Annotated in this window: 19 protein-coding genes and 1 pseudogene; 11 read left to right on the top strand and 9 right to left on the bottom strand. The window is 66.7% G+C overall.

Going from position 1 to position 24869, the window contains the following annotated elements; all coding sequences use genetic code 11:
- Positions 1–18: 18 nt before the first annotated feature.
- Positions 19–303, bottom strand: coding sequence for a hypothetical protein (locus K6L26_RS24420; RefSeq protein ID WP_076112210.1), 285 nt, complete (start codon positions 301–303; stop codon positions 19–21).
- Positions 304–585: 282 nt separating this feature from the next.
- On the opposite strand from K6L26_RS24420, the gene K6L26_RS24415 reads away from it, so the two are divergent.
- Together K6L26_RS24415 and K6L26_RS24410 are read left to right on the top strand one after the other, a co-directional pair.
- The gene (locus K6L26_RS24415; RefSeq protein WP_221851811.1) at positions 586–1293 is read left to right on the top strand and encodes a DnaE2-dependent mutagenesis accessory factor ImuA'; all 708 of its coding nucleotides are present in this window, start codon (positions 586–588) and stop codon (positions 1291–1293) included.
- Positions 1294–1296: 3 nt separating this feature from the next.
- Entirely contained in the window at positions 1297–2883 is a 1587-nt protein-coding gene (locus K6L26_RS24410; RefSeq protein ID WP_221851809.1) for a DNA polymerase Y family protein, read from the top strand.
- Between the two features lie 14 nt (positions 2884–2897).
- On the opposite strand, the gene K6L26_RS24405 is transcribed toward K6L26_RS24410, so the two are convergent.
- Together K6L26_RS24405 and K6L26_RS24400 are read right to left on the bottom strand one after the other, a co-directional pair.
- Positions 2898–3944 (bottom strand): nucleoside hydrolase, encoded by a 1047-nt coding sequence (locus K6L26_RS24405; RefSeq protein ID WP_435405348.1) that lies wholly within the window; start codon positions 3942–3944, stop codon positions 2898–2900.
- A 37-nt stretch (positions 3945–3981) separates the two neighbouring features.
- On the bottom strand, positions 3982–6009 hold the full coding sequence (locus tag K6L26_RS24400; RefSeq protein ID WP_221851807.1) for an SDR family oxidoreductase: 2028 nt from the start codon (positions 6007–6009) through the stop codon (positions 3982–3984).
- A gap of 69 nt (positions 6010–6078) precedes the next feature.
- Between K6L26_RS24400 and K6L26_RS24395 the strand changes: the two genes are divergently transcribed.
- From K6L26_RS24395 to K6L26_RS24385, 3 genes are all read left to right on the top strand, one after another.
- Positions 6079–6948 (top strand): MaoC family dehydratase, encoded by an 870-nt coding sequence (locus K6L26_RS24395; protein WP_019346869.1) that lies wholly within the window; start codon positions 6079–6081, stop codon positions 6946–6948.
- 96 nt (positions 6949–7044) lie between these two features.
- Positions 7045–7947, top strand: coding sequence for a universal stress protein (locus tag K6L26_RS24390; protein WP_221851806.1), 903 nt, complete (start codon positions 7045–7047; stop codon positions 7945–7947).
- Positions 7944–9500 carry an APC family permease gene (locus K6L26_RS24385; protein ID WP_221851804.1) on the top strand — a complete coding sequence of 519 codons (1557 nt, stop codon included), beginning with the start codon at positions 7944–7946 and terminating at the stop codon, positions 9498–9500. The genes K6L26_RS24390 and K6L26_RS24385 overlap by 4 nt, the downstream gene beginning before the upstream one ends.
- A 9-nt stretch (positions 9501–9509) precedes the next feature.
- Here the strand turns inward: K6L26_RS24385 and K6L26_RS24380 are convergent, their stop codons facing one another.
- Together K6L26_RS24380 and K6L26_RS24375 are read right to left on the bottom strand one after the other, a co-directional pair.
- Positions 9510–10502 (bottom strand): hypothetical protein, encoded by a 993-nt coding sequence (locus tag K6L26_RS24380; protein ID WP_221851802.1) that lies wholly within the window; start codon positions 10500–10502, stop codon positions 9510–9512.
- 76 nt (positions 10503–10578) lie between these two features.
- Positions 10579–11723, bottom strand: a pseudogene (locus tag K6L26_RS24375) (acyltransferase family protein).
- A gap of 90 nt (positions 11724–11813) precedes the next feature.
- On the opposite strand from K6L26_RS24375, the gene K6L26_RS24370 reads away from it, so the two are divergent.
- On the top strand, positions 11814–15098 hold the full coding sequence (locus K6L26_RS24370; RefSeq protein WP_221851800.1) for an error-prone DNA polymerase: 3285 nt from the start codon (positions 11814–11816) through the stop codon (positions 15096–15098).
- Between the two features lie 22 nt (positions 15099–15120).
- Here K6L26_RS24370 and K6L26_RS32085 read toward each other — a convergent pair whose 3' ends face one another.
- Together K6L26_RS32085 and K6L26_RS24360 are read right to left on the bottom strand one after the other, a co-directional pair.
- Positions 15121–16542, bottom strand: a complete 1422-nt coding sequence (locus K6L26_RS32085) for an FAD-binding oxidoreductase (RefSeq protein ID WP_435405347.1) — start codon at positions 16540–16542, stop codon at positions 15121–15123.
- On the bottom strand, positions 16539–17114 hold the full coding sequence (locus K6L26_RS24360) for an allene oxide cyclase barrel-like domain-containing protein (protein ID WP_145977811.1): 576 nt from the start codon (positions 17112–17114) through the stop codon (positions 16539–16541). The genes K6L26_RS32085 and K6L26_RS24360 overlap by 4 nt, the downstream gene beginning before the upstream one ends.
- A 34-nt stretch (positions 17115–17148) precedes the next feature.
- Between K6L26_RS24360 and K6L26_RS24355 the strand changes: the two genes are divergently transcribed.
- Positions 17149–18054 carry a LysR family transcriptional regulator gene (locus K6L26_RS24355; RefSeq protein ID WP_221851798.1) on the top strand — a complete coding sequence of 302 codons (906 nt, stop codon included), beginning with the start codon at positions 17149–17151 and terminating at the stop codon, positions 18052–18054.
- Here the strand turns inward: K6L26_RS24355 and K6L26_RS24350 are convergent.
- On the bottom strand, positions 18036–18962 hold the full coding sequence (locus K6L26_RS24350) for a hypothetical protein (RefSeq protein WP_221851796.1): 927 nt from the start codon (positions 18960–18962) through the stop codon (positions 18036–18038). The two genes, K6L26_RS24355 and K6L26_RS24350, sit on opposite strands and share 19 nt — an antisense overlap.
- Positions 18963–19280: 318 nt before the next feature.
- Here K6L26_RS24350 and K6L26_RS24345 point away from each other — a divergent pair, with 318 nt between their 5' ends.
- A complete protein-coding gene (locus K6L26_RS24345) occupies positions 19281–19853 on the top strand; it encodes a hypothetical protein (RefSeq protein WP_019346511.1) in 573 nt (190 codons plus the stop codon).
- Between the two features lie 143 nt (positions 19854–19996).
- Entirely contained in the window at positions 19997–20650 is a 654-nt protein-coding gene (locus K6L26_RS24340) for a nitroreductase family protein (protein WP_019346512.1), read from the top strand.
- A gap of 111 nt (positions 20651–20761) precedes the next feature.
- Here K6L26_RS24340 and K6L26_RS24335 read toward each other — a convergent pair whose 3' ends face one another.
- Positions 20762–21226 carry a tRNA (cytidine(34)-2'-O)-methyltransferase gene (locus tag K6L26_RS24335; RefSeq protein ID WP_221851795.1) on the bottom strand — a complete coding sequence of 155 codons (465 nt, stop codon included), beginning with the start codon at positions 21224–21226 and terminating at the stop codon, positions 20762–20764.
- Between the two features lie 330 nt (positions 21227–21556).
- Between K6L26_RS24335 and K6L26_RS24330 the strand changes: the two genes are divergently transcribed.
- Both K6L26_RS24330 and K6L26_RS24325 read left to right on the top strand, forming a co-directional pair.
- On the top strand, positions 21557–24463 hold the full coding sequence (locus K6L26_RS24330) for a HAMP domain-containing sensor histidine kinase (protein ID WP_221851793.1): 2907 nt from the start codon (positions 21557–21559) through the stop codon (positions 24461–24463).
- Positions 24460–24867 carry a roadblock/LC7 domain-containing protein gene (locus tag K6L26_RS24325; protein ID WP_019346515.1) on the top strand — a complete coding sequence of 136 codons (408 nt, stop codon included), beginning with the start codon at positions 24460–24462 and terminating at the stop codon, positions 24865–24867. The genes K6L26_RS24330 and K6L26_RS24325 overlap by 4 nt, the downstream gene beginning before the upstream one ends.
- Positions 24868–24869: the final 2 nt, after the last annotated feature.

The following is a 24869-nucleotide window of genomic DNA, read 5'->3' as shown; positions in this document are numbered from 1 at the left end:
CTTTCTGTTGCTCCGCGTTCAGTTGTCGCCGGGAATGGCGGTCGGTGCAGGCGGTGCCTTCACACCGGGGGTGAAGAGATTGCCGCCGGTGGGGTTGATCGACTTCTCGGTGGGCTCGACCGATGGCGGCGGAGCGGGAGTGGCCGGCGGCGTGGTGGTTGTGGTCGTCGTCGTGGTGGTCGGTGTGGTGGTCTCGGGACCTTTCTCCTCGGTACCGCACGCCGCGGTGAACGAGATCATCCCGATGACTGCCGCACCGCCCGCGATGACGGTGAGCCGACGAGTCAACTGCCCAGACTTCATGATGTTGTCCTCACTGTCCCCCGTGCTGTTATAGAGCTGGCCTTCGGCGAATCGCGGTGGATCCCCACTACTTGCAACGCAAATCGTGGCCCAGCCCCATCCCGAAGAGGGTTCTGGTGAACGGAACTCTAACCGAAGGCGTGCGCGGTCGCAGAACCATTGCGACCGGTACGGCTTGCCGTAGCGGCGACCGTCGCCCGCAGCTTGACGCTGTCGGAGGCTGGGTGTTTACTCGAGCCATCGAACATATATTCGAAAACGGCTGATGCGGGAGGTGTTCTTGTGACTGTTGTGGCAGAACGGGAATTGCACCTGCTTACCCGCTCTGAGCAGGTAGAACACCTCCGCCGCAAGATCGCCTCGGTGTCGGGAAAGGTCGGCCCGGCGCATCGCGGCGCACCTCGCTCCACGGCGGTGATATCGCCTCCGGAATCTTTGCTGTCGCCGTCTGAAACCCTGGTTGACGCGTTGCCCGAGGGCCTACCGGCGATGCTGCCACGCGGGTCCGTCGCGGTGGCCGTGGGTGCCCGGTCGCTGTCGCTGGGCATGGTGGCGGCGGTGACGGCGGGGGGCGGGCATGCGGTGATCATCGGCCAGCCCGATGTCGGCTTGCTGGCCGCGGTGGAGATGGGTGCCGATCTGAGCCGCCTCGCGGTGATCCCCGATCCAGGTGCCGATCCTGTCGAGGTGGCTTCGGTGCTGATGGACGGGATGGATCTGGTGGTGCTCGGGCTGGGCGGGCGCTCGGTGCCGCCGAGCCGGGCCCGGGTGATGGTGGCGCGGGCTCGGCAGAAGGGCTGCACTCTGCTGGTCACCGACGGTGACTGGCAGGGGGCGTCGGCTCGGCTGGAGGCGCGGGTATCCGGCTACGAGGTGGTCGGTGCCGGTCAGGACATCCCGATGCCCGGCCGTGGCCGGATCAGCCGGGTCCGGCTGGCCATGCGTGCCAGGGGCCGGGGCGTCGGCTCGGGTCGTGCGGCAGGCGGGTAGCTCATGCCCGCGGATTCCAGGGTGCTGGCTCTCTGGTGTATGGACTGGCCGGCGGTGGCCGCGGCCACGGCGGCAGGTTTGACGTCGACGGTGCCGGTCGCGGTCACTTTGGCCAACCGGGTGATCGCCTGCTCGGCATCGGCGCGCGCGGCCGGGGTCCGGCGTGGGCTGCGTCGCCGTGAGGCGCAGGGCCGGTGCCCGCAACTGCATGTCGTCACCGCCGATCCGGCCAGGGACGCCCGCCATTTCGAAAACGTGACGCTGGCAGTCGATGATCTGGTGCCGCGTGCCGAGGTGCTGCGTCCGGGGCTGCTGGTGCTTTCGGTACGTGGCGCGGCACGGTACTTCGGGTCCGAACCGGTTGCGGCCGAACGATTGATCGATGCCGTCGCCGCGGCCGGGGCCGAATGTCAGGTCGGCATCGCCGATCAGCTTTCCACCGCGGTCTTCGCCGCCCGGGCGGGGTGCATCGTCGAACCCGGGGGCGACGCGCGGTTTCTGTCCGGTCTGTCGATCAGGCAACTGTCCACTGAACCGGCCCTGGCCGCCCCGGGCCGCGAGGACTTGGCAGACCTGTTGTGGCGGATGGGTATCCGAACCCTCGGGCAGTTCGCCGAGTTGTCCCGCACCGACGTCGCCTCCCGGTTCGGAGCCGACGCGGTGACGGCGCACCGGTTCGCCTGCGGGGAGCCGGATCGGGGGCCTTCCGGAAGGGATCCGGCCGCCGAACTCGACGCGGTGATGAACTGTGACCCGCCGATCGAGAGGGTGGATGCCGCAGCGTTCGCGGGGCGGTCACTGGCCAGTGATCTGCACCGTTGCCTTGAGTCGGCGGGGGTGGGCTGCACCCGGTTGGCCATCCACGCCGTCACCACCAACGGTGAAGAGCTGGAACGGGTCTGGCGATGTGCCGAACCACTGACCGAGGATGCCACCGCCGACCGGGTTCGTTGGCAGCTGGACGGCTGGCTGAACCGGCGCACCATTGATCGGCCTAGTGCGCCCCTCGTCATGTTGCGCTTGCGCCCGGTGGAGGTGGTGTCGGCGGCGGCACTGCAGCTGCCGTTGTGGGGCGGCCTGGGAGAGGAGGATCGGCTGCGGGCCCGACGGGCGCTGCTGCGGGTCCAGGGTCTGCTCGGACAGGAGGCGGTTCAGGTTCCGGTGCTCAGTGGCGGGCGTGGGCCGGCCGAACGCATCACCTTCACCCCCCTGGGGGATGAGCCGGTGCCGCGAGCCGATCCTCGGCAACCCTGGCCCGGTCAACTGCCCGAGCCCTCGCCGACCGTGTTGCTCGACGACCCGGTGGAACTGCTTGATGGACAAGGAAATCCGGTGCGTGTCACCAGCCGCGGGTTGTTCTCCACCGATCCGGCGCAACTGACCGGTGCGGGCCGCCGGGACGGCAGGTTGCGCTGGTGGGCCGGCCCATGGCCGGTCGACGAGCGGTGGTGGGATCCGGAGAACCGAGGGGCCGGACGTACGGCGCGGGTCCAGGTGCTGCTGGGCTCTGGAGATAGGGAAGGGGGAGATCTTGCCCTGCTGCTGTGTTACCGGCAGCGCCGGTGGTATCTGGAGGGTGCCTATGAATGAGTGCCGTGGCGGGCTCAGCCCATTCGCTGGGCGAATTCCCCGACCCGGCTGATGAATCGGTCGAAGAACACCGTCGGGTCGACTTCGGTGCCGATCAGCGCGTTGGGTGGGCGGCCCCAGTGTCCGCGCCAGTCGGCCACCGTCATACCGCGGGTCAGCGTTCCGGCCAGCTCGACATCGACCGTGGTTTCCCGGTAGCTCACCAGTTCCGGGTCCAGGGCGACGGCAGCGGCCAGGGGATCGTGCAGGTGTGCCAGGTACCCGTCGCCGGTGTCGAAGTGGAACTCGAAGTAGAACCGCATGGCGTCCTCGAGCACGCGGATCAACGGATTGTCCGCGCTCGACCGGGTGCCCCGCTCGTCGAGCACGCTCATCGGCGCCGAAGGTGAGCCGGCTGCGGCCGCCAACCGGTTCAGCAGTGCGGGCGTCATCGCGATGTTCTCGGTCAGATTGAGGCCCAACACGATTGGCACATGTGCCGCGTCGTCGAGACCCCAGGCGGCGTTCCAACCACTGAACACCTCGGCGGCGGACTCGGGGTCGACGCTGACGTTCCACTCCGACACCGGGGTGGTATTGCCCCGGTAGTCGAACGCACCGCCCATGATCACCAGCCGACGCAACAGCTTGGGCAGGGCGGGTTCGGCGCGCATGGCCAGTGCCAGGTTGGTCAGCGGCCCGGTGGCCAGCCCGATCAACTCACCCGGGTATGCGCGGGCGGCGCGTACCCAGGCCTCGGCGGCATCGTGCGCGGTGAGCATCCGGTCGCTGCTCGGCAACTGCGCATATCCCAGGCCCTGCGGCCCGTGGGTGTCCTCAGCGGTGCGCAGGGGTGCGCTCAACGGCTGCTCGGCCCCCTTGGAGACCGGGATCCCTGCCACCCCGCACAGCTCCAGCAGCCCGAGGTTGTTGGCGCAGACCTGTTGCACCGGAACGTTTCCCGCCGTGGAGGCGATACCGACCAATTCGGCCTCAGGGCTGGCGAACAGATATGCCAGCGCCATGGCATCGTCGACACCGGTATCGACGTCGGCGAACACGGGAATTGCGGAGGACGTCACCGTGTCAACGATAAGCCAACGACAGGACGCAGATCGGTTACCAGTGCACCCCGGGCACCAACCGCACCGCGCGCTTGACCGGGCGCGTCACAGCGCGCGGGACCCGCAAGTTACGGCTGCTGCGGGCGGGCCGCTTCGGCCGTCGTAGCGCCTCACCGCCATCCGGTATATCGGTGCCGCCGGCGCTGAGCCCTTGCGCGGCCGCCGAGTCCGGATAGCCCAGATACAGCTGGTGCAGCACACGGCGAGACAGTTTCGGGGTGAGGTAGTTACCGAAATCCGCCACGGTGCCCAGCGGGGTGTCGATCCGGGCCGGCTTGTCCACCAAGCCTCGCACCACCATGGCCGCGGCGTGTTCAGCCGAGATCGGCGGCACCGGGTTGAGCTTGCGTGACGGTGCGATCATCGGCGTCTTCACCAGGGGCATATGGATATTGGTGAAGGTGATGTGATCCGAGAGGGTCTCGGTGCCCACCACTTCGGAGAACGCATCCAGTGCGGCCTTGGACGGCAGGTAGGCACTGTATTTCGGGGTGTTGGCCTGCACCCCGGCGCTGGACACGTTGACCACGTGGCCGAACCGGCGTTCGCGCCAGTGCGGCAGCAGTGCCAGCACCATACGGACCGAACCGAAGTAGTTGACTGCCATCACCCGCTCGTAATCGTGCAACCGGTCCGTCGAGTTGGTCACCGAGCGGCGGATGGACCGACCGGCGTTGTTCACCAGGTAGTCGACGTGGTCGAAGCGGCCGAGGATGTCCTTGACCGTGTGCTCGACCGACGCCGAATCGGTGACGTCGCAGGTGAATGCGTAGGCCTGCCCGCCGTTCGCGCGGATCTCGGCGACCAGGTCGTCGAGCGCCTCACCGTTGCGGGCCAGGGCGAAGACGCACGCGCCGCGCTCGGCGACGGCGATTGCCGAGGCCCGGCCGATGCCGCTGGAGGCACCGGTGATGATGACGTGCTTGCCGACCAGGGGACCGGCCGGGTCGTCGCGCCGCGCTCGGTCTGGATCGAGGTGCTCGGCCCAGTACCACCACAGTTTCGGTGCATACGAGCCGAATTCGGGTACGGCGATCCCGGTGCCGCGCAAGGCGTCGGTGGTGTTGTCCGCGGTGAAGGTGGGCCGCAACTCGACCACGTCGAGCACGTCGCCTGGGATGCCCAGCTGGGTGGCGACGATGTTGCGCACCGCCTTGACCCGGCCCCGTGCCCGCACCACCGGTGCCGCTGTGGCCCGCGGCAGCGAGCCGCGCAGCGGCGGTAGTCCCGCCTCGGCGGCCACCCCGCGGTAGATGTCGCGCAGCCCGGTGGTCTTCGGCGCGGTCAGGTGGAACGTCTCACCGTCCTTGCCTTCGACATGCATCAGCGCGACCATCGCTTCAACCACAAAGTCCACCGGCACGACGTTGGTCCGGCCCGAATCCGGCAGCATCATCGGCGTGAACTTGGGCAGCGCGGCCAGCCGGGCCAGTACTCCGAAGAAGTAGTAGGGGCCGTCGATCTTGTCCATCTCGCCGGTCTGCGAATCGCCGACCACAACCGCCGGCCGGTACACCCGGTAGCGCAGTCCCGGCGCCGAGCGCACCAGCAGTTCGGCCTCGAACTTGGTCCGGTGATACGGCGTGGGTAGGTCCTGGGCGACGTCGAAATCGGCCTCGGTGAACACTCCCCGGTGGTTGCCGGCCACCGCGATCGAGGACACGTGGTGCAGCGTGGCGTCCAGGCGCCGAGCCAGTTCGATCACCGCGCGGGTGCCCTCGACGTTGGCGGCCCGCTGCTCGGATTCACCGACGGTCATGTCGTAGATGGCCGCGCAGTGCACCACATGTGAGACATCGCCCAGGTCGGCGATATCGGTGTCGGAGAGCCCAAGGTCAGCTGCCGTCAGGTCGCCGACCAGCGGTTTCACCCGCTCGTCCCAGTGTTGGGCCAGCCTCTCGAACCGCGTCAACGATTCCCGGCGCACCAACACCCACACTTCGGCGCCGGGATCGCGGGACAGGATCCGGGTGATCACTCGGCGGCCGATAAACCCGGTACCGCCGGTAACGACATAACGCATGCGAGCCATCGTGGCCCGAGATTGAGCAAACGTCAACAGGGGCGGTCACCTCAACTATCGTCGGCACCCATGCCCCTCAATCCGGACGCCATAGGCGAGAAGACCGATCCGATTCCGTTCGAATGGACCGACCGCGACACCCTGCTGTATGCCATCGGCGTCGGTGCGGGAACCGACGACCTCGCCTTCACTACCGAGAACAGCCACGAGATCGAGCAGCAGGTGCTGCCGACGTATGCGGTGATCGCTTGCTCGGCGTTCCCGGCCGCTCTGAAGATCGGCACCTTCAACTTCAGCATGCTGCTGCACGGCTCTCAGGAGATCCGCCTGCACCGACCGTTGCCTCCCGCCGGAAAACTGACCGTGGTCTCCGAGGTCGCCGACATCCAGGACAAGGGGGAGGGCAAGAACGCGGTGGTCATGCTCAAGGGCATCGGGACCGATCCGGCCACCGGCGAGGTGGTCGCGGAAACCCTTACGACCGTGGTGATTCGGGGTGAAGGGGGATTCGGCGGCCAGCCCGGGAAGCGCCCGGAGGCACCGCAGATTCCCGACCGTGCGCCGGACGCCCAGGTGGCGTTGCCCACCCGCGAGGACCAAGCGCTGATCTATCGCCTCTCGGGGGACCGTAACCCGTTGCACAGTGATCCGTGGTTCGCACAGAATCTCGCCGGGTTCCCGAAGCCGATCCTGCACGGGCTGTGCACCTATGGGGTGGCCGGGCGAGCGCTGGTGGCCGAACTCGGCGGCGGTGACGCCACGAAGGTTCATGCGGTGGCCGCGCGATTCAGTTCGCCGGTGTTTCCGGGCGAGACGCTCACGACGTCGATCTGGCGTACCGAACCGGGCCGGGCGGTGTTCCGCACCGAGGCGGCCGGGCCCGACGGTGGTGACGCCCGCCTCGTCCTGGAGGACGGTGTCGCCGAGTATTCCGGCTGATCCGGGCAATTTCGTAGAAGCCCTGCACGCCGGGTAGTGGGTTGACAGGATCGAGCCACTACGTCGCACGGCGCGGTGCGGGATGGGTGGTGGCAGATGACGCGGACGAACCTGGTCGTTGGATATCTGGCCACCCCCGGAGGGGCCGATGCGTTGGCCTTGGCAGTCCGGTTCGCCCGGACTCTGGATGCCGAGATCAACATCTGCATCGTGCTGCCGCCCGACACCGCGCCACCGGGCACCGTGCCCAAAGGCGGTGGCTACGAAGACGTCGTCGCCGGGCAGGCGCAGCGCTGGCTGGACGATGCGCGGGCCCTGGTGCCCGACGATGTTGTGGCACACACACATCTCAGCTTTGACGAGTCGTTCACCGACGGCCTGATCCGCGAAGCGCTGCGGTTGCACACGAGCGCGATCGTGGTGGGCGGTGCGGGCGGGGGACTGGCCGGCAGTTTCTCGCTGGGCTCGGTGGTCAACGAGTTGCTGCACTCCGCGCCGCTGCCGGTTGCGGTGGCGCCGCGCGGGACACGCTTCTCCAAAGTTCAGCGGGTGCATGAGATCACGTGCGCCATCGGTCAACGGCAGGGCTCGGATTTGTTGCTCGACACCGCGGTACGGGCCAGCCGGGCCGCGGGTGTGCCGCTTCGGCTGGTGTCGCTGGTGGCGCTGGACCCTGCCTTCGGCTCGCTGCGTGGCGACGCCGAGGCGGTGCGGGGGCGTGCGCGCGCGCATGCCGAACGGACCCTGGATGCGGCCAGAGACGAACTGCCGGCTGATTTTCCGGTGACGTCCACCATTGTGAACGGTCCAACCGTCGAAGCGGCCGTCGAGCAGTTGGCTTGGGATGACGGCGACATCATCATGGTCGGATCCAGCCGGCTCTCCGCGCCGCGCCGGATCTTCCTCGGTTCCACGGCAGCGAAGATGTTGCGGGTGTTGGACGTACCCATGGTGGTTGTGCCTCGCGACGAACTGAAAGACGGCGAGGACAAGTCATGAGCGAGTCCGCATCGGAACACGAGTCCCACCGCAAGCTCGAGGAGGCCGAACACTCAGCGGGGTTGGTGTCCAAGGGGCTGGCCGCAGGCAAGGTCGGCACGTTGTCTGGGGCGATCCTCGGGATCTCGTGTGTGGCACCCGGATACACGCTGACCGCCAGCATCGGCCTGATCGTCGCGGCGGTCGGTCTGAAGATGCCCGCGATCTTCATCGCCGGGTTCATCCCGATGTTCCTGACCGCCTACGCCTATCGCGAACTGAACTCGCGCGCGCCTGACTGCGGTGCGTCGTTCACCTGGTCCACCAAGGCATTTGGCCCGTACGTCGGATGGATGTGCGGCTGGGGCATGGTGGTTGCGTCCATCATCGTGCTGTCCAATCTCGCCGCCATCGCCGTCGAGTTCTTCTATCTGTTCATCGCCCGGATCGCCAACGAGCCCTCGATCGCCGAGCTCGCCGACAACAAGGCCATCAACATCGTCACCACACTGGTGTTTTTGGCCATTGCGACCGCCATCGCCAGTAGAGGCATCACCACCAGTGAGCGGGTGCAGTACGTACTGGTCGGTTTCCAGATGGTGGTGCTGCTCGCATTCGCGGTCATGGCCTTCGTCCGGGTGGGGCGCGGTGACGCGCCGGCCGGGTTGTCGTTCGACCTGGACTGGTTCAACCCGTTCAGCGGGCTCGCCTTGAGCGCCTTCGTAGTTGGTGTCACGGGATCGATCTTCGCGTTCTGGGGCTGGGACACCTGCCTGACGCTGGGGGAGGAATCGAAGGACCCGACGAAGGTGCCGGGCCGGGCCGGGCTGCTGTGCGTGCTGTCCATCCTCGCGACGTATCTGCTGATCGCGGTCGCGGTCATGATGTATGCCGGTGTCGGGGAAACCGATCTCGGGCTGGGCAACCCGGACAATGCCGAGAACGTGTTCGCCGCGCTGGCGGATCCGGTGCTGGGAACGTGGGCCGGCCCCTTGCTGTTCCTGGCGATACTGGCCTCGTCGGTGGCCAGCCTGCAGACCACATTCCTTCCTGCCGCACGGGCGATGCTCGCGATGGGGGCCTACAAAGCCTTCCCGTCACGCTTCGCCGAGGTCAGTCCGCGCTACCTGGTGCCGAGCTTCGCGACCATCACCGCGGGCGTGATCACCGGCGTTTTCTACACGGTGGTGAGCCTGCTGTCAGAGAGCGCCCTGCTGGATACCATTGCCGCCCTTGGCATCATGATCTGCTGGTACTACGGCATCACAGCGTTCGCATGTGTCTGGTATTTCCGCCGTGAGTTGTTCACCAACGCCCACAACCTGGTGTTCAAATTCCTGTTTCCACTCCTCGGCGGAATCGTGTTGGCGGCGGTGTTCGTCATCTCCATCGGCGAGAGCATGAACCCGGACAACGCCAGCGGTGCGGCGATCGGCGGCATCGGCCTGGTGTTCTTCATCGGCTTCGGCGTGCTGCTGCTCGGTGCCGTGCTCATGCTCGTCTGGCGGTCGGTGAATCCGGCCTTCTTCCAGGGCGAGACGCTGCGCTACGACACCCCGTCGCTCGTGGAGTAGACGCGCGGGCTATCCGGCCGCGTCGCCGGTGCCGGATCTGTCCGGCCGGTTGTGGGCCAACTCGAACGGGTCGAGCAGGTCCCACGCCCCTCCGATGAATTGCTGCTTGACGCGGGCAGCCGGGTCTTCCAGATTGATCAAGTCGGCGATGATGTCGTAGCCGTAGTACACCGCCGAGCCGGGCGGAGTGGTCTTGATGAGCTCCATGACAATGGTCTGTCGGGCATCGCGGGCGGCGTCGTCATCGCCCAGTGCCGGGGCCAGCTTGGGCAGAATCTTGCTGACGGGGATCACCGCGTTGACCCACGGCACGATCTGGCTGCCCCGGTAGATCTGCTCGGTGGCTTCCCGCACAAAGGGGGCGAGCGGATCGGGGGAAGCGTCGAGCAGCGCCTGACGGAGCTCCATGATCGGATCGGGGAAGTCCGTCGGCGCCGGATCATCGGACCGGAACGGGTTGGGGTTCCACGCCGTATCACCGCTCGGACTGTCGGCCTGGGTCTGTACCGCACCAATCTTCGGTGTGGCCAAGGTCTTGCTCTCCGGCTGCGCGACGGCCTCGCTCTCGGCCTTTGGCTTGGGCGCGGCGGCCTGCTTGGGGTTGAACAGGTCCTTGAGCTTGGCGACCTCGCCGGCCTCGAACTCCTCGGCGCTGGGCTTCGGCTTGGGCTTGACCGCTACCGGCCTGGCGGGCTTGGCAGCCTGAACGGTCTTGGTGACGCGGGCGGCCGTTTTCTCGATCTTGGCGGCCTGCTTGTCGACGGCTTCCTTGACGCTGTCCTTTACGGTGGACAACGGCTTGGGCCGCTTGGCCTCAGCGCGCTTGGGCCCGGCTTTGACGTGCTGTGAGGTGCTGCTGGTCGACCCTGTGGCAGAGCCGTCGGTCGAATCGGCGTGGGCGGTGCCCTGACCGGCCACGGCGATCGCCGCCCCGACTCCTGCCGCTACTGCGACACCACCGACATAGCCGATGTACTTGGTTGACGGTGACGTCGACGCCATTACTTGTCCTCTCACAGCCGATCCCCAGCCCACGGGCATCGTAGGGGGTGGCGGCGTGATCGGCATCACGAGGTATCTACACGCCGGAGCCGGGTTCGCCGGCCGAGGAGGCGATGCGGCTGTTGGCGGTGCTGGGCACCCAGCGCATGGACGTACCCGGCCGAGCCTGTTCTTCCGTCTGTACCCGCCGCTTGAGTTTCATGGCGTGCTTCTCGACGAGGAACCAACTCGCTGCCGCCAGTGGAATGGTGAGCGCGGTCGCGACGACAAAGAACACCCCGGGTGGCAACCAGGTCAGCCCGATCATCGCCAGCAGTTGTTGGACCGGCCAGCCGTAGATGTAGATGCCGTACGAGATGTCGTTGCGCAGTTGTGGCCGAAACCGTTTCAGCAACGCGCCGGACACGACGACCGCGTACGCCAATGGCAGTGCGGCGAAAACACGGTAGTTCGGCAGCAGGCCGGCGGCCACGACCAGGAGTACGCACAGCGCGACCAACGGCCAGTTCGCGGGGAGCCTGTCGCGGAACTGATAGAGCAGGGCACCGGCGCTGAACGTCAACGCGAAACGGGTCACCATCTGTGGAATCGTCTCGACCGCGAGCACGGGGTAACCCACCGCGGCAGCGCCGATCAGCGAGATGACGAACGCCGTCGGGATGGTCCAGCGCTTGCTCATCAGCCCGGCCACGCCCAGCACGGCGACCGCGGCGTAGCAGATCAGCTCGAAGATCAACGTCCACAGCGGTCCGTCCCAGACCCCGGGCCATGGCACTCCCAAGGGCGTGCCGTCGATGTCGCCGTGAAAGACGTTCAGCAGGCCGTTGTTGAGTGCCCAGGAGAGCTGTGACGAGAACGCCAGCGGTTCCCCATGCTGTACGAGCACGCCGATGGGCGCGATGACGAACGCGACGACGAAGACGCAGACCCACAGGCCCGGAAAAATCCGCAGCAACCGCGCCGCCAAATATTCACGCAGCTGGGCCGCCGCATCCAACTCGAAGTGATCAGGTATCCCGAGATCACGAAGAAGCCGTCGACCCACACTTCAGTGAGCAACTGGGTGAAGGGGCCACTCATCCGGCGGCCCGTAAGCGGCCACGAGTGCTGCATGATCACCATCGAGGCGAAGATGAGCCGCCAGACGTTGAGTGCGTTGGCGTGCGGATCGAAGACCGTGCCGAGTACCTTGGCCCGTTGCCTCTCAAGCTGCGACGCCATTCGCGAATATTACTGCCACTGGCTAATGGCGCAGTGTGGAACCGCGCGAACATTTGGGAATTTCGAACATGCGTTCGATACACTGATCTGGTGGGTTGGCACAACGGGCCGCCGAGCTGGTCGGAGATGGAGCGGGTGCTTACCGGCAAGCCGCGCCGTTCCGGCCTGCCCTTGGAGCCCGCGGGTGACGGCGGCGACAGCCCGGCCTGGTCACGTAAGCGCGGTAGCTATCAGCCGCCGGAGCTTGACCGGCCGCGAACCTCGGTGCCGTATGCCGAGCTGCACGCGCATTCGGCGTACAGCTTTCTCGACGGCGCGAGTACGCCGGAGGAATTGGTAGAGGAGGCGGCGCGGCTGAACCTGCGGGCGGTCGCGCTGACCGATCATGACGGGCTCTATGGCGTGGTCCGATTCGCCGAGGCGGCCCGGGAGTTGGACATGGCCACGGTGTTCGGTGCCGAACTGTCGTTGGGCAACGTTCCCCGCACCGAAGACCCCGATCCGCCCGGCCCGCATCTGCTCGTGCTGGCCCGCGGGCCGGAGGGCTATCGGCGGTTGTCCCGCGAGATCGCCAAGGCGCACCTGGCCGGTGGTGAGAAGGGCAAACCCCGGTACGATTTCGACGGCCTCACCGAGGCTGCCGGCGGGCACTGGCACATCCTCACGGGATGTCGTAAAGGCCATGTCCGCCAAGCGCTCTCGGAAGGCGGTCCGGAGGCGGCAGCTGCCGCACTGGCTGATCTGGTGGACCGCTTCGGGGCCGGCCGGGTCAGCGTCGAGCTCACCCATCACGGCCATCCGTGTGACGACGAACGCAATGCCGTGCTGGCCGGGTTGGCCCGGCGGTTCGGACTGCCGCTGGTGGCCACCACCGGTGCGCACTTCGCGACCCCTGACCGGGGTCGGCTGGCCATGGCGATGGCCGCGATCCGGGCCCGCAACTCGATGGACACCGCGGCGGGCTGGCTGGCTCCCCTCGGTGGGTCTCATCTGCGCTCGGGGGAGGAGATGGCACGGCGGTTCGGTGCCGAGATCGTGACGGCCGCAGCGGAACTCGGTGAGCAGTGCGCCTTCGGGCTGGCGCTCATCGCCCCGCAGTTGCCGCCGTTCGACGTCCCGGCCGGGCATACCGAAGACAGCTGGCTGCGGCATCTGGTCATGGCGGGTGCGGCCGAACGGTACGGTCCCGTCGAAAGCGCAACCAAGGCCTACGCGCAGATCGAGCACGAGCTGCGCATCATCGAGCAGTTGAAGTTTCCTGGCTATTTTCTTGTGGTACATGACATCACCCGGTTCTGCCGGGAGAACAACATCCTGTGCCAGGGCCGGGGCTCGGCGGCCAACTCGGCGGTCTGCTATGCGCTGAAGGTCACCAACGTCGACCCGATCGCCAACGAGCTGCTGTTCGAACGTTTTCTGTCCCCGGCGCGTGACGGACCACCCGACATCGACATCGACATCGAATCGGACTTGCGCGAGAACGTCATTCAGTACGTCTATGAACGCTACGGCCGGGACTACGCCGCCCAGGTCGCCAACGTCATCACCTACCGCGGGCGCAGTGCGGTCCGCGATATGGCCCGGGCGCTGGGATTTTCCCAGGGGCAGCAGGATGCCTGGAGCAAGCAGCTCAGCCGGTGGAACGGACGTCCGGACTCGCCGGAGGCGGAAGACATCCCGCAACCGGTGATCGAGTTGGCCACCCAGATCGCCAACCTGCCCCGGCACCTCGGCATCCATTCGGGCGGCATGGTGATCTGCGACCGTCCGATCGCCGACGTGTGCCCGGTGGAGTGGGCGCGCATGGCCAACCGCAGCGTGTTGCAGTGGGACAAAGATGACTGTGCGGCAATAGGTTTGGTGAAGTTCGACCTACTGGGCCTCGGAATGCTCTCGGCGTTGCACTACGCGATCGACCTGCTGGCCGAGCACAAGGGCCTCACCGTCGACCTGGCCAAGCTGGACCTGTCCGAGTCGGCGGTCTACGAGATGCTGCAGAAAGCCGACTCTGTCGGGGTGTTCCAGGTGGAATCGCGCGCGCAGATGGCCACTCTGCCCCGGCTCAAGCCGCGCAAGTTCTACGACCTGGTGGTCGAGGTGGCGCTGATCCGTCCCGGCCCGATCCAGGGTGGCTCGGTGCACCCCTACATCAAGCGCCGCAACGGGTTGGAGGAAGTCACCTACGAGCATCCCTCGATGAAAGCCGCGCTGAAAAAGACTCTGGGGGTACCGCTGTTCCAGGAGCAGCTCATGCAATTGGCGGTCGATTGTGCGGGTTTCAGCCCGGCCGAGGCCGATCAGTTGCGCCGGGCGATGGGTTCCAAGCGCTCCACCGACAAGATGCGGCGGCTGCGCAGCCGGTTCTACGACGGCATGCGAGACCTCCACGGCATCACCGGCGAGGTGGCCGAGCGGATCTACGAGAAGCTGGAGGCGTTCGCCAATTTCGGCTTCCCGGAAAGTCATTCGCTGAGCTTCGCGTCACTGGTCTTCTATTCGTCGTGGTTCAAACTGCACCATCCGGCGGCGTTCTGCGCGGCCCTGCTGCGGGCCCAGCCGATGGGGTTCTATTCCCCGCAGTCCCTGGTCGCCGACGCGCGGCGACACGGGGTGGTGGTGCACGGCCCCGACGTCAACGCGTCCTTGGCGTACGCGACGCTGGAGAACGCCGGTATGGAGGTGCGGCTGGGGTTGGGCAGCGTCCGCCACATCGGTGACGAGCTGGCCCAGCGGTTGATCGACGAACGAAATGCCAACGGGCCGTTCACCACCCTGATCGACCTGACCAACCGGGTACAGCTGTCGGTGCCGCAGACCGAGGCGCTGGCCACCGCCGGGGCGCTGGGGTGTTTCGGGATCAGCCGGCGCGAGGCCCTGTGGGCCGCCGGCGCGGCGGCCACCGAGCGACCGGACCGGTTGCCCGGGGTGGGGACCTCGTCGCATGTCCCGGCCTTGCCGGGGATGAGCGCTCTGGAACTGTCGGCGGCCGACGTGTGGGCCACCGGCGTCTCGCCGGACAGCTATCCCACCCAGTACCTGCGAGCCGACCTCGACGCGCTGGGAGTGATTCCCGCGGACAAGTTGCTGGATGTCGTCGACGGAACCCGGATCCTGGTTGCCGGGGCGGTAACTCACCGGCAGCGGCCGGCCACCGCGCAGGGGGTGACCTTCATGAACCTGGAAGACGAGACCGGGATGGTCAACGTGCTGTGCGCGCCGGGGGTGTGGGCGCGCTACCGCAAGCTGGCCCAGACCGCGCCGGCGCTGGTGGTCCGCGGCATCGTGCAGAACGCCAGCGGTGCGGTCACCGTGATCGCCGACCGGATGGGCCCGGTCCAGCTGAGGGTCGGTTCCCGGTCACGCGACTTCCGTTGAGCTCTGTGAGACAGCGCAGGTGTCACGGAGCTGTCGCACTTACCAGACGGGGTGGTTGCTGCGAAATACCCCGTCGGGATCTCGGTGGTGTTTGACCTCCCGCAGCCGGGCGAGCGTGCCTGCGTCGAAGGCGTCGGCCGCGCTTTGTTCCGGCGTGAGGAAGTTGAACGGGACCTTGGCGGTGTTGACCGGTGCCAGCGTGTCGAGTAACGCGTTGGTCCGGTCTTTTCAGGGCGGCCTCGCTGGTCGAGTCCGGCTGCATACCAAGGAAACTGACGAGGTAAGGAGCTGCGACCGGTCCCGCGGCACTATCCGACGGCCGTTGCAGCGCTCCGCCGAGGTGGCGGATCTGAACGGTCATCAGTGGTTCGATCGGCTGCGTGACCAGCGCATCGACGAATTGGTCGGTCAAGTCGTCGACGAGGGTGGCCTCTTGCCGTGAGGGTGCCGGCTCCGTGGGTTCATCGGTGATGCCTCCGATCTCGGCGACCGGAAGCACTGTCCGGGTATCCGAAAGCTTTCCCTCGATGCGGTCGAACGGTTGTAGCAGAGGTGCCACCGCCTCCGCCGTCCCGAGGTAGGTCAGGTCGATGCGTACGAGTGGGGGAGCGCCCGGGAACCGGGTCAGACTGCACCAGGTCGTCAGCTGGTCGGGCGCTGACGTGGCGACCTGACGAAACGCCGAAATGACGGCCGCTGTGTGGCTCGCCGGCCAGGTCATGGTGCCGCCGTACACGGATGGTGCTGGTTTGAGGGCGAATTCGATCGAGGTGACGAATGCGTAGTCACCGCCGCCGCCGCGCAGAGCCCAGAACAAGTCAGGTTCGCTGGTGCCGGTCACGGTCAGACGTTCCGCGTCGGCGGTGATGACTTCGAAAGCGCTCACGCTGTCGGCCGCCCATCCGTACTTTCGGCCGAACCAGCTGAGGCCGCCGCCGAGCAGGTACCCGGTGACACCGACAACGGGTGCGCTACCGGCCACCCCGGTCAGGCCCGCGGGGCCGGCGAGTGCCTGCACCTCGGCCCAGGACACACCCGGACCGACCCGGGCGGTACGGGTGGCGGTGTCCACGTGGGTCGAGTTCAGTGCGGCTGTGCGGGCCAGGATCGTGCCGGCCATCGCATTCGAGGCGCCGTGCCCGTTGGGCTGTACCGCTATCGGCACACCGACCTTTCGCGCGAAGCGGATCAGGGCCGCCGCGTCGTCGACGTCGGCAACGTCGACCACCGCCTGTACCGACTGATCGACCGCCAGATTCCACGGCGCCCGGGCGGCGTCGAAGCCGGGATCGCCGCTCAACAGCACCCGCCCGCGCACCGCTGAGCGGAGACCGGCCAGCCCTTCCGCTCGCGGGCCGGAACAACCCACCGACGCCGCGGCGAGGGCCAGTCCGCTGCCGATCAAGAGGCTTCGACGACTGAACGCCGCATCCGTCATCGTCATTTCCTCAGTTTCAGTTCGTATTTCTCATCGGGAGTCGCAACACCGGATACGGTCAGCTCGCCCCTGGCTTCGGCGTACTCTCCGGTTCCGCCGGTAATTGCCATGGTGAAAGGCGCAAGGGTGTGCGGAGTCAGGCTGCGAGCGAAAATCTGACCCTCGTCGAGCTGAATCGTCAGTTCGCAATAGGTCATCGGTTCATCCGGTGTCACATTGGTGAAAAAGCACGCGCCACCGTCGTATCCGACCTGTTTGCCGTTCACCGAAAGGATGTCGGAGAAGATATCCATGTCACCGACATCCATGCCGGGCTTGCCGAAGTCGTGCTTGGCCACCTGGTCGTTCTTCACCTCCAGGGTGAGCGCGACCGGCTCCGGAGTGGCCCGGCTGTCGGGAGCGTCGATGACAAACCACGAACCGATAGCCGCCGCGGCCAGAACCATCACGGCGAGACTTCCGAAAATGGTTACTTTCATCCGTCCCGTCATATGTGCCTCCTGCATAAGGCGAAACCATTCAGGCGCGCTTTTGCGCACCTGGGACAACCATGCTTCATGGCACTTCTTGTCGTCCAACATCGAAATGTGCTGACTGCTATCATTTTTAGTTATGGAGCTGCGGCAGCTGGAATACTTTGTGGCCGTCGCAGAAGAGGGCAGCTTCACCAAGGCGGCCGCACGAATGCACATCGCGCAGTCTGGGGTGAGTGCTCAAATCCTGCTGCTGGAACGCGAACTCGGTCAGCGGCTGTTCGACAGGTCGCGATCACCGGTGCGGCTCACCAAGGTCGGCACCGCCCTGATGACCCACGCCCGGGCCGCGCTGGCCGCTGTGACCGATGCCAAGCAAGTTGCCGATGAGTACAGCGCCGCGTTGCGTGGGCATGTCAGCGTCGGCCTCGCGGCATCGTCGTCGCTCGCCTTCGATCTGGTCGACATGCTCGCGGAGTTTCACCGCGAACATCCGATGGTCGAAATCGCTCTGCTTGAGGCCAACACCGACGATCTCGTCAACGGTTTGCTCGACGGACGCCATGACATGGCGATCATTTCGCCGCCCGCGACGGTGCCCGCGGACCTTCGGCTGCAAGTGGTCGCGGACGAGTCGATTGTCGCGGCGGTGAGTCCGGACCATCCGTTGTCGGAGTACACGAGCGTGTCTCTCGAGGAGCTGAGTGGCCATCCGCTGATCACGTTTTCGTCGATGATCGGTACCCGTAGCACCATCGACGCCGCCTTCAGCGCCGTCGGGCTTGAACCTCAGGTAGGTATCGAGGCGAGTGATCCCAACGTGCTTGCCGAACTGGCCAGTGGGGGACTGGGCGTCGCGCTGGTGCCGGAGCCGTACGCGCGGGCCCGCGGCCACAGGCTGCATGTCATGCCGATCTCCGGCCGGAATCTACGCGGGACTCTCGCGTTGGTGTGGAACAACGCCAGGAAACCGACTGCCAGTGCCGCTCGTTTGATCGACCACGCCCGGCGGTCGTTGCAGTCAGGTCAGACGCTGTCGCCCTGATCCTCGGTGCTCTGCGTGCTTTCCGTGAGCCCGTTTCGCAACAACGACCATGCCAGTCGCCTCGCCGCAGTGGCCCGCTCCTGCAGCAGCCGCTGGACCGCCGGGATCGGGTTCGGTTCGGGAGTGCGCCCCTCGACCACGTCGGAGTGCACGTCCTCGGCGACCTGGATCGCCATCAGCACCGCATCGTTGACCCGGTTCAGCGCGTCCTGCAGGCGGTCGTCCTGGCTGAGCAGGTGGGCGTTGTCCAGCTCCACCGAGACGTCGTTCACCACCTGGCTGATCTGTTCGAAGAGCGCGTTCATCGCGGCTTCGCGCTCGGCACGGTCCGGGTTGCGCAATTGCGTCGCAGCTTCGTTCCACAGTGTCGCGAGCATCCGGGTGTGCGCGCCGACCGCCCGCGACATCTCGATCATGGCTTGCTTCTGCAGTTGTTCGAGCAGGTTGTTGCGCTCGATCCGGGCCAGTTCCTGCTGAGCCACCAGCTCGGCGTGGTGCAGTTTCTGCTGGGACTCCATCTGGGCCCGATGCCATTTCTGGTTCAAGGCGATTTCGAGCGCCGACCGTTCGTCGGCGGCCGCCAGCTCGCGGCGTAGCCGTTCGTCGGCTTGGGCGCGGTCGTAACGGGCCTGACGCTGGATGGTGAGGATCAGCCACATCGTCACCATCACGACGACGAAGACGACGGCACCGAAGAACCACTCGGCCTTGCTTCCCGACTCTCCCGGGCCGAACACCAAGTATCCGACGATGGCCAGGCCGACCAGGGCGGCGCACACCAGCCAGCCGATGCTGACCTTGGTCATGCCGGCTTTGGTGTCGATCGACGTGGCGTCGGGGATCCGGTCTGGATGCACTGCAGCCACCCGCATGGGCTCGGTTGTTTCGCCGATCTCGCTGTAATCCAACGGGGCACCCCCTGAAGGCTCAGCGACCCTAGTCGATTCAGTTAGTCCGGCCATGTCGACCTCCCGTCGGCCAAGCCTGCCACCGTGCGGCGTTCAGAGTAAGGCCATCCTCGGCGGCGGATGCTACCGGCCGGTGGCATCGGCATTCGCATACCCTGTTTTTCGCGATTCTTCAAGTGCCCCTAGCGATGACGGACCGCGTCGAAACCGCTAGTGTCATCCCGAACTCAACCGCGAGCGGCGGCGAATCGGACCATCAGACCGAGCAGTCGGCCGTTCACCATGTATCTATTGCACTCGCTGGAGAATTGAGGCCTCATGGGACAAAAAGCGACACTGGAAGGTGATTCGGCGGTCATCGTCAGTCTGTCGGAAGCGGCGATGCACATGTACTCGGCCGCCATCGACGCACTGCCGTTCCCCGAGGACAAGAAGTTCCACAAGCGCGCCGACGTCGTCCTGTCCGGCCTGCGCAAGCTGCGGGCTTCCCTGACCGAGGCGGCCAGCAGCGACCGTCCTTCGCCCGCGGTCATCGTGGCGCTCAGCGGAGTCCGTCAGCGGTACGACTCCCTGATGGCGCACGCCGCTGCGGCGCCGGGATCCTCTCTGGGGCAGCAGATCTACGTCACGCGTGTCCACGCCAAGCTGTCGGCCCAGGAAGTCGCCAACGGCGCCGGGCTGCGCGACGGCCTGCTCGACGAGCTCGAAGCCGGCGCAACGCCGACCGATGCCGAGGCGCAGAAGATCCGCGACACCATTGCCGCGCTCGGCGGGTTGCCCGGCGACGATCACGGTATCCACGCCGTGCCCAACCCGGTCGACTACGCCTCGGCCGACGATTCCCAGGTCAACGGCTGGGAGCCCGTGGTGGTCTCGGAGAACGCCGGCTGATCGGCCCGTGCGCCGGCGCCTCGGCGGCGTCGGCGCGCAACGTTCATCGGTTAGCTGAGTTCTACTGCGGCGCACGATGATTGAAGCTCCCCAGCAAACTGCTGGGGAGCTTCTCTGTTGGGTGGCGCGGTAGTCTCGCGGACATGACAGCCGAACCAGCCCTGAACCTGACCGTCGACGAGCTCCTCACCACCACCCGCTCGGTGCGCAAACGGCTCGACTTCTCAAAGCCGGTGTCGCGAGAGGTGATCATGGAGTGTCTCGACCTGGCCCTACAGGCCCCCACAGGGTCGAATGCACAAGGCTGGCAATGGGTTTTCGTGGAGGATCCGGCAAAGAAGAAGGCGCTGGCCGACATTTACCGGGCCAACGCCAACCCGTATCTCGACCAACCGAAGCCGGAGCGCGGGGACATCCGCGATGAGCAGATCGGCGCGGTGATGAGCTCGGCCCGCTACCTGGCCGACAACTTCGAGAAGGCGCCGGTGCTGATGGTGCCGTGCCTTGAGGGGCGTCCCGACGGTGCGCCCGCCGGGATGAGCGCGTCCTTCTGGGGTTCGCTGCTGCCCGCGGTGTGGAGCTTCATGCTGGCGCTGCGCTCCCGGGGCCTGGGGTCGGCCTGGACGACCCTGCACCTGCTCGGGGAAGGGGAGAAGCAGGCCGCCGAACTATTGGGGATCCCGTTCGATCGGTACTCCCAGGCGGGCCTGTTCCCGATCGCCTACACCGTGGGCACCGACTTCAAGAAGGCCAAGCGTCTTCCGGCCGAGCAGTTCTCGCACTGGGACAGCTGGTGACTCGGGGAGCACTGAGACGGCTGTTGCCCCCGATGTAATTGTGAAGCCGGTGTATGAACTCTCTGTGAGATTCGGGCGTGGGCCGCGGGGCGGCCCACGCCCGAGGCGTAACTAGACCCCGCCGGCGAACCCGTGTTGACGCCACGCCTCATAAGCGGCAACTGCCGCGGCATTCGACAGATTCAATGACCGTCTGCCGTCGAGCATCGGAATACGCACCTGTGCGGTGATATTCGGGTCGGCCAGAGTGTGCGCGTCCAGGCCGGTGGGTTCCGGGCCGAACATCAAAACGTCGCCCGGTTGGTAGGCGATGTCCGCGAATGAGGTCGACGCGTGCGCGGTGAACGCGTAAACCCGGGCCGGCATCAATACCCGCCACGCGGCCGCCAGATCGGCGTGCACGGTCACCGATGCCAGGTCGTGGTAGTCGAGGCCGGCGCGGCGCAGCTTGGGCTCGGAAAGGTCGAAGCCCAACGGCTCGACCAGGTGCAGCTCGCACCCGGTGCCCGCCACCATCCTGATCGCATTGCCGGTGTTGGGTGCGATGCGCGGCGAAAAGAACAACACCCGAAACATCCGACGATGATCGTACGAAGGCCGGCCGCCGGGCCAATCGGGTTGCAAATGCGGGCGAAATCGGCACCCGTAATCGGAACCGCAAATCGGCACACGATCGGCAAGGATGGCGCTGTTTGCTCGATTACCACACAACTGCGCTACAGCTCGGTCACGAACTCTGTCTGTTCAGTAAGAATTGTGGAAACGCTCGCGGGAGACTGTCATACTCGTGCAATTGCCAAGGCGTTTGACGCCCGCCCCAGCGTGGGCGGAAACAGCAGGAAGTCTTATGAATCACGCCCCACGAGTGAATTGCGGCCACGCAGCCGGTAGTGCGGTTGGGCGCCGATGACTGCCTTTACGCAGCTGAAACAGGCTGACGGCACCCTCGTCGAATTCTCCCCAGCACCATCGGCTCCGGCCAAGCGCCCCTCGCGTTGGTCGCCGGCGAACTGGCCGGTCACGCGGAAAGTCCTTGCCATCGTCGTCGTGCCGTTGATCCTGGCGGCCACATTCGGTGGCTTGCGCATCTATGCCAGTGCCAGCGCTGCCGGAGACCTGCGGCTGGCGGCCGACCGCGCCGAGCTGATCCCCGACATCGACAGCTACATGGCTGCGATGGAGGGCGTGCTGATCGCCGCCACCGAAGGTGGTGACGGGGAGTCGGCCATGTCGACGTTCAAAGAGCGCAAATCCGACCTGCAGCAACGGGTGGATGCCACTGACCTGCCCGAAGACGTCGATCAGGCGGTGGCCGGCCTGCTCGGTAAGGGCCAGCAACTCGTCGACGCGGTGATGTCCAATTCGATCGACCTGCGGCAGCGCATTCTCGATTACGGTCCGCTGCTGCTGACCGGCGAAGCCGCCATCACCGGTTCGGTGCACAGCAATCAGCAGTCGGTCCAGGCCCAGGTCGAGGCATTGGCTCGCGCGGTCGGTGCCCGTGGGCAGATGGCGATCCAGCGGATGCTGGTCATCCGCGGCGGTGATGAGCCGGAGCCGTTGCTGCGCACCTCGATGATCACGATGGCCGGCACCGAGCCGTCCACGGTCGCGGCGTTGACGAAGGTGCTCGGGGGTGGCTCCGAGGAGGCGGCCACGCTGCGCGCCGAGATGGTCAAGCGCATGGCGATGATGTCCAATCCCGCTATCCCGCTCGTCGGGAACCCGGACATGCTGGCCTCGCTGGACGCGACCAACAAGATCGCCGGGAAGATCATCGAAGACACCACGACGTCGATCCCGGCCGCCGTGGAGGCCCAGGCCGCCGACGCCCGCAACGACGCCATCCGCGACGCCATTCTGGTGGCGACCGCGATCGTCAGCGCCATGGTCATCGTCTTGCTGGTGGCCCGATCGCTGGTGCGCCCGCTGCGCACGCTGCGTGACAGCGCGCTCAAGGTGGCCCACCAGGACCTGGCCAAGGAGATCGAACGCGTCCGAGCCGGTGGCGAGCTGGTGCCGGTCAACCCGATCCCGGTGCAAACCACCGAAGAGGTCGGGCAGGTGGCCCATGCCGTCGACGAACTGCACGAGCAGGCGGTGTTCCTGGCCGGCGAGCAGGCTCAGCTGCAGCTTCAGGTCTCGGACATGTTCGAGACGCTGTCACGGCGCAGCCGCTCCTTGGTCGACCAGCAGTTGTCGCTCATCGATCAACTCGAGCGCAACGAGGACGACCCGGAACGTCTGGAGAGCCTCTTCCGGCTCGACCACCTGGCTGCCCGCATGCGCCGGAACGGCGCGAACCTGCTGGTGCTGTCCGGTTCCAAGCTCGCCCGCGAGCACAGCCGGCCGGTGCCGCTGGCGACGGTGATCAACGCCGCCGCCTCGGAAGTCGAGGATTACACCCGCGTCGTCACCGCGTCGGTGGCCGACGTGGAGATCACCGGCGCCGCAGCCGGTGACCTGATCCACCTGCTGGCCGAGCTGCTCGACAACGCCCTGCGCTATTCGCCACCGATCTCGCAGGTGCGGGTATCGGCTGTGCATGCGGCCAAGGGCGCGTTGGTGATCGAGGTCAGTGACGTCGGCCTGGGCATGACCGAGGCCGACCTGCGGGTCGCCAACACCCGTCTGCAGTCCGGCGGTGAGGTCAACCCCTACACCGCGCGTCACATGGGTCTGTTCGTGGTCGGGCGGCTGGCCACCCAGCACGGCCTGGTGGTGCGGCTTCGCAGCACCGTCGCCGAAGAACCGAGCTCAGGCACCACGGCTGGGGTGTACATCCCGGCCGCGCTGCTGGCCCGCGACGGGGGCGACCCGATCGACGAGCTGCCCTACGGCAGGCCCGTCGACGCCCACGCCGGGATTTCGACCGCGCTGTCGTTGGATTCCGATCCGGCCGACACGGCGGGGTTCGGCTCCGAATCGGCCGAGCCCCACGTCAACGGCGCGGAGGTGCCGTTCGACCTGCTGCCGCAGCGCAGCCCCGGCGCCAGCGGGATCTCGGAGCTGCCGGGCACCCTCGCCCCGCAACCGGAACCGGAACCGCAAGCCGAGGCGCCGGTCGAGGAACCTGAGGACGAGCCGGTCAGCGAGTGGCCACAGCAATGGCCGGTGCACACCGAAGAGAGTGCCGCGCTGGCCAAGGGCGAAGTCAAGGGTGAGGCCAGCCCGCCGGCCGCTGACGCGGACGACGCGGAGGCCGGACGTCAGACCCCCACCAACACCTCGTCGTTCTTCGCGTCCCGCGGGCAGGCCGCCGCCTACGGCGTCAACGGTGTCAACGGTCTGAACGGTGCGGCTCATCAAACCGCGCCGGAACCCGAGGCGCCTGTCGAGCCCGCAGCCCACACCGAGAGTCCCGACGTTCAGGGCGACTCCATCTATCAGTCGATGGTCTCCGAATTCGAGATCGACCCGACGACCCACGTGCGCAGCGCCGACCTGGACTGGAAGACGGTCTGGGAGAAGGGCTGGTCGGTGGCCGCGGCCGCACAGGACGCGCCCGTCGAGCAGCACACCGAGGAGGGGCTGCCCATGCGTACGCCGGGCGCTCGCCTGGTGCCCGGCGGCGTGGCCGCAGCCGTGGGAGCCGGCGGCGAGTCCAACGGCCGTCACCGCAACGGTGGAGTACACCGTAACGACGACAGCTTCGAGACGGTAGCATCGGCAGACGAACCTGACAGCGGCATGTTCGCGGCGTTCAAACCGCGTGATCCCGAGGCTGTCCGTACGAGCACCAGCAACCTTTTCGGAGGCGTGCACGCCGGTCGGTCGCATGCCCGTGAGACCAGAGGAACCGATAACGAATGACCCGTCCGACCCAGCGCGACTCCCTGGACTGGCTCGTGTCCAAGTTCGCCCGCGAGGTTTCCGGGGTGTCCCACGCGGTGCTGGTTTCGGCCGACGGACTGTTGATGGCGGCCAGCGAACACATGCCGGTGGAGCGGGCGGATCAACTCGCCGCGGTCTCCTCCGGCCTGGCCAGCCTCGCCACGGGCGCATCCCAGTTGTTCAACGGCGGTCACGTGATGCAGTCGGTGGTCGAGATGGAGAACGGTTACCTGCTGCTGATGCGGGTGGGCGACGGCTCCAACCTGGCCACGCTGACCGCCCCGTCATGTGACATCGGACAGGTCGGCTACGAAATGGCGATCTTGGTCGAGCGGGTCGGCGCGGTGGTGCAGTCGTCGCGCCGTACGCCGCAGCCGTCCTGAGT

This window comes from Mycobacterium farcinogenes (assembly GCF_019739075.1).
In the GTDB taxonomy this organism is placed as follows: Bacteria; Actinomycetota; Actinomycetes; order Mycobacteriales; family Mycobacteriaceae; genus Mycobacterium; species Mycobacterium senegalense.
This window is presented reverse-complemented; position numbering and strand designations above follow the sequence as displayed.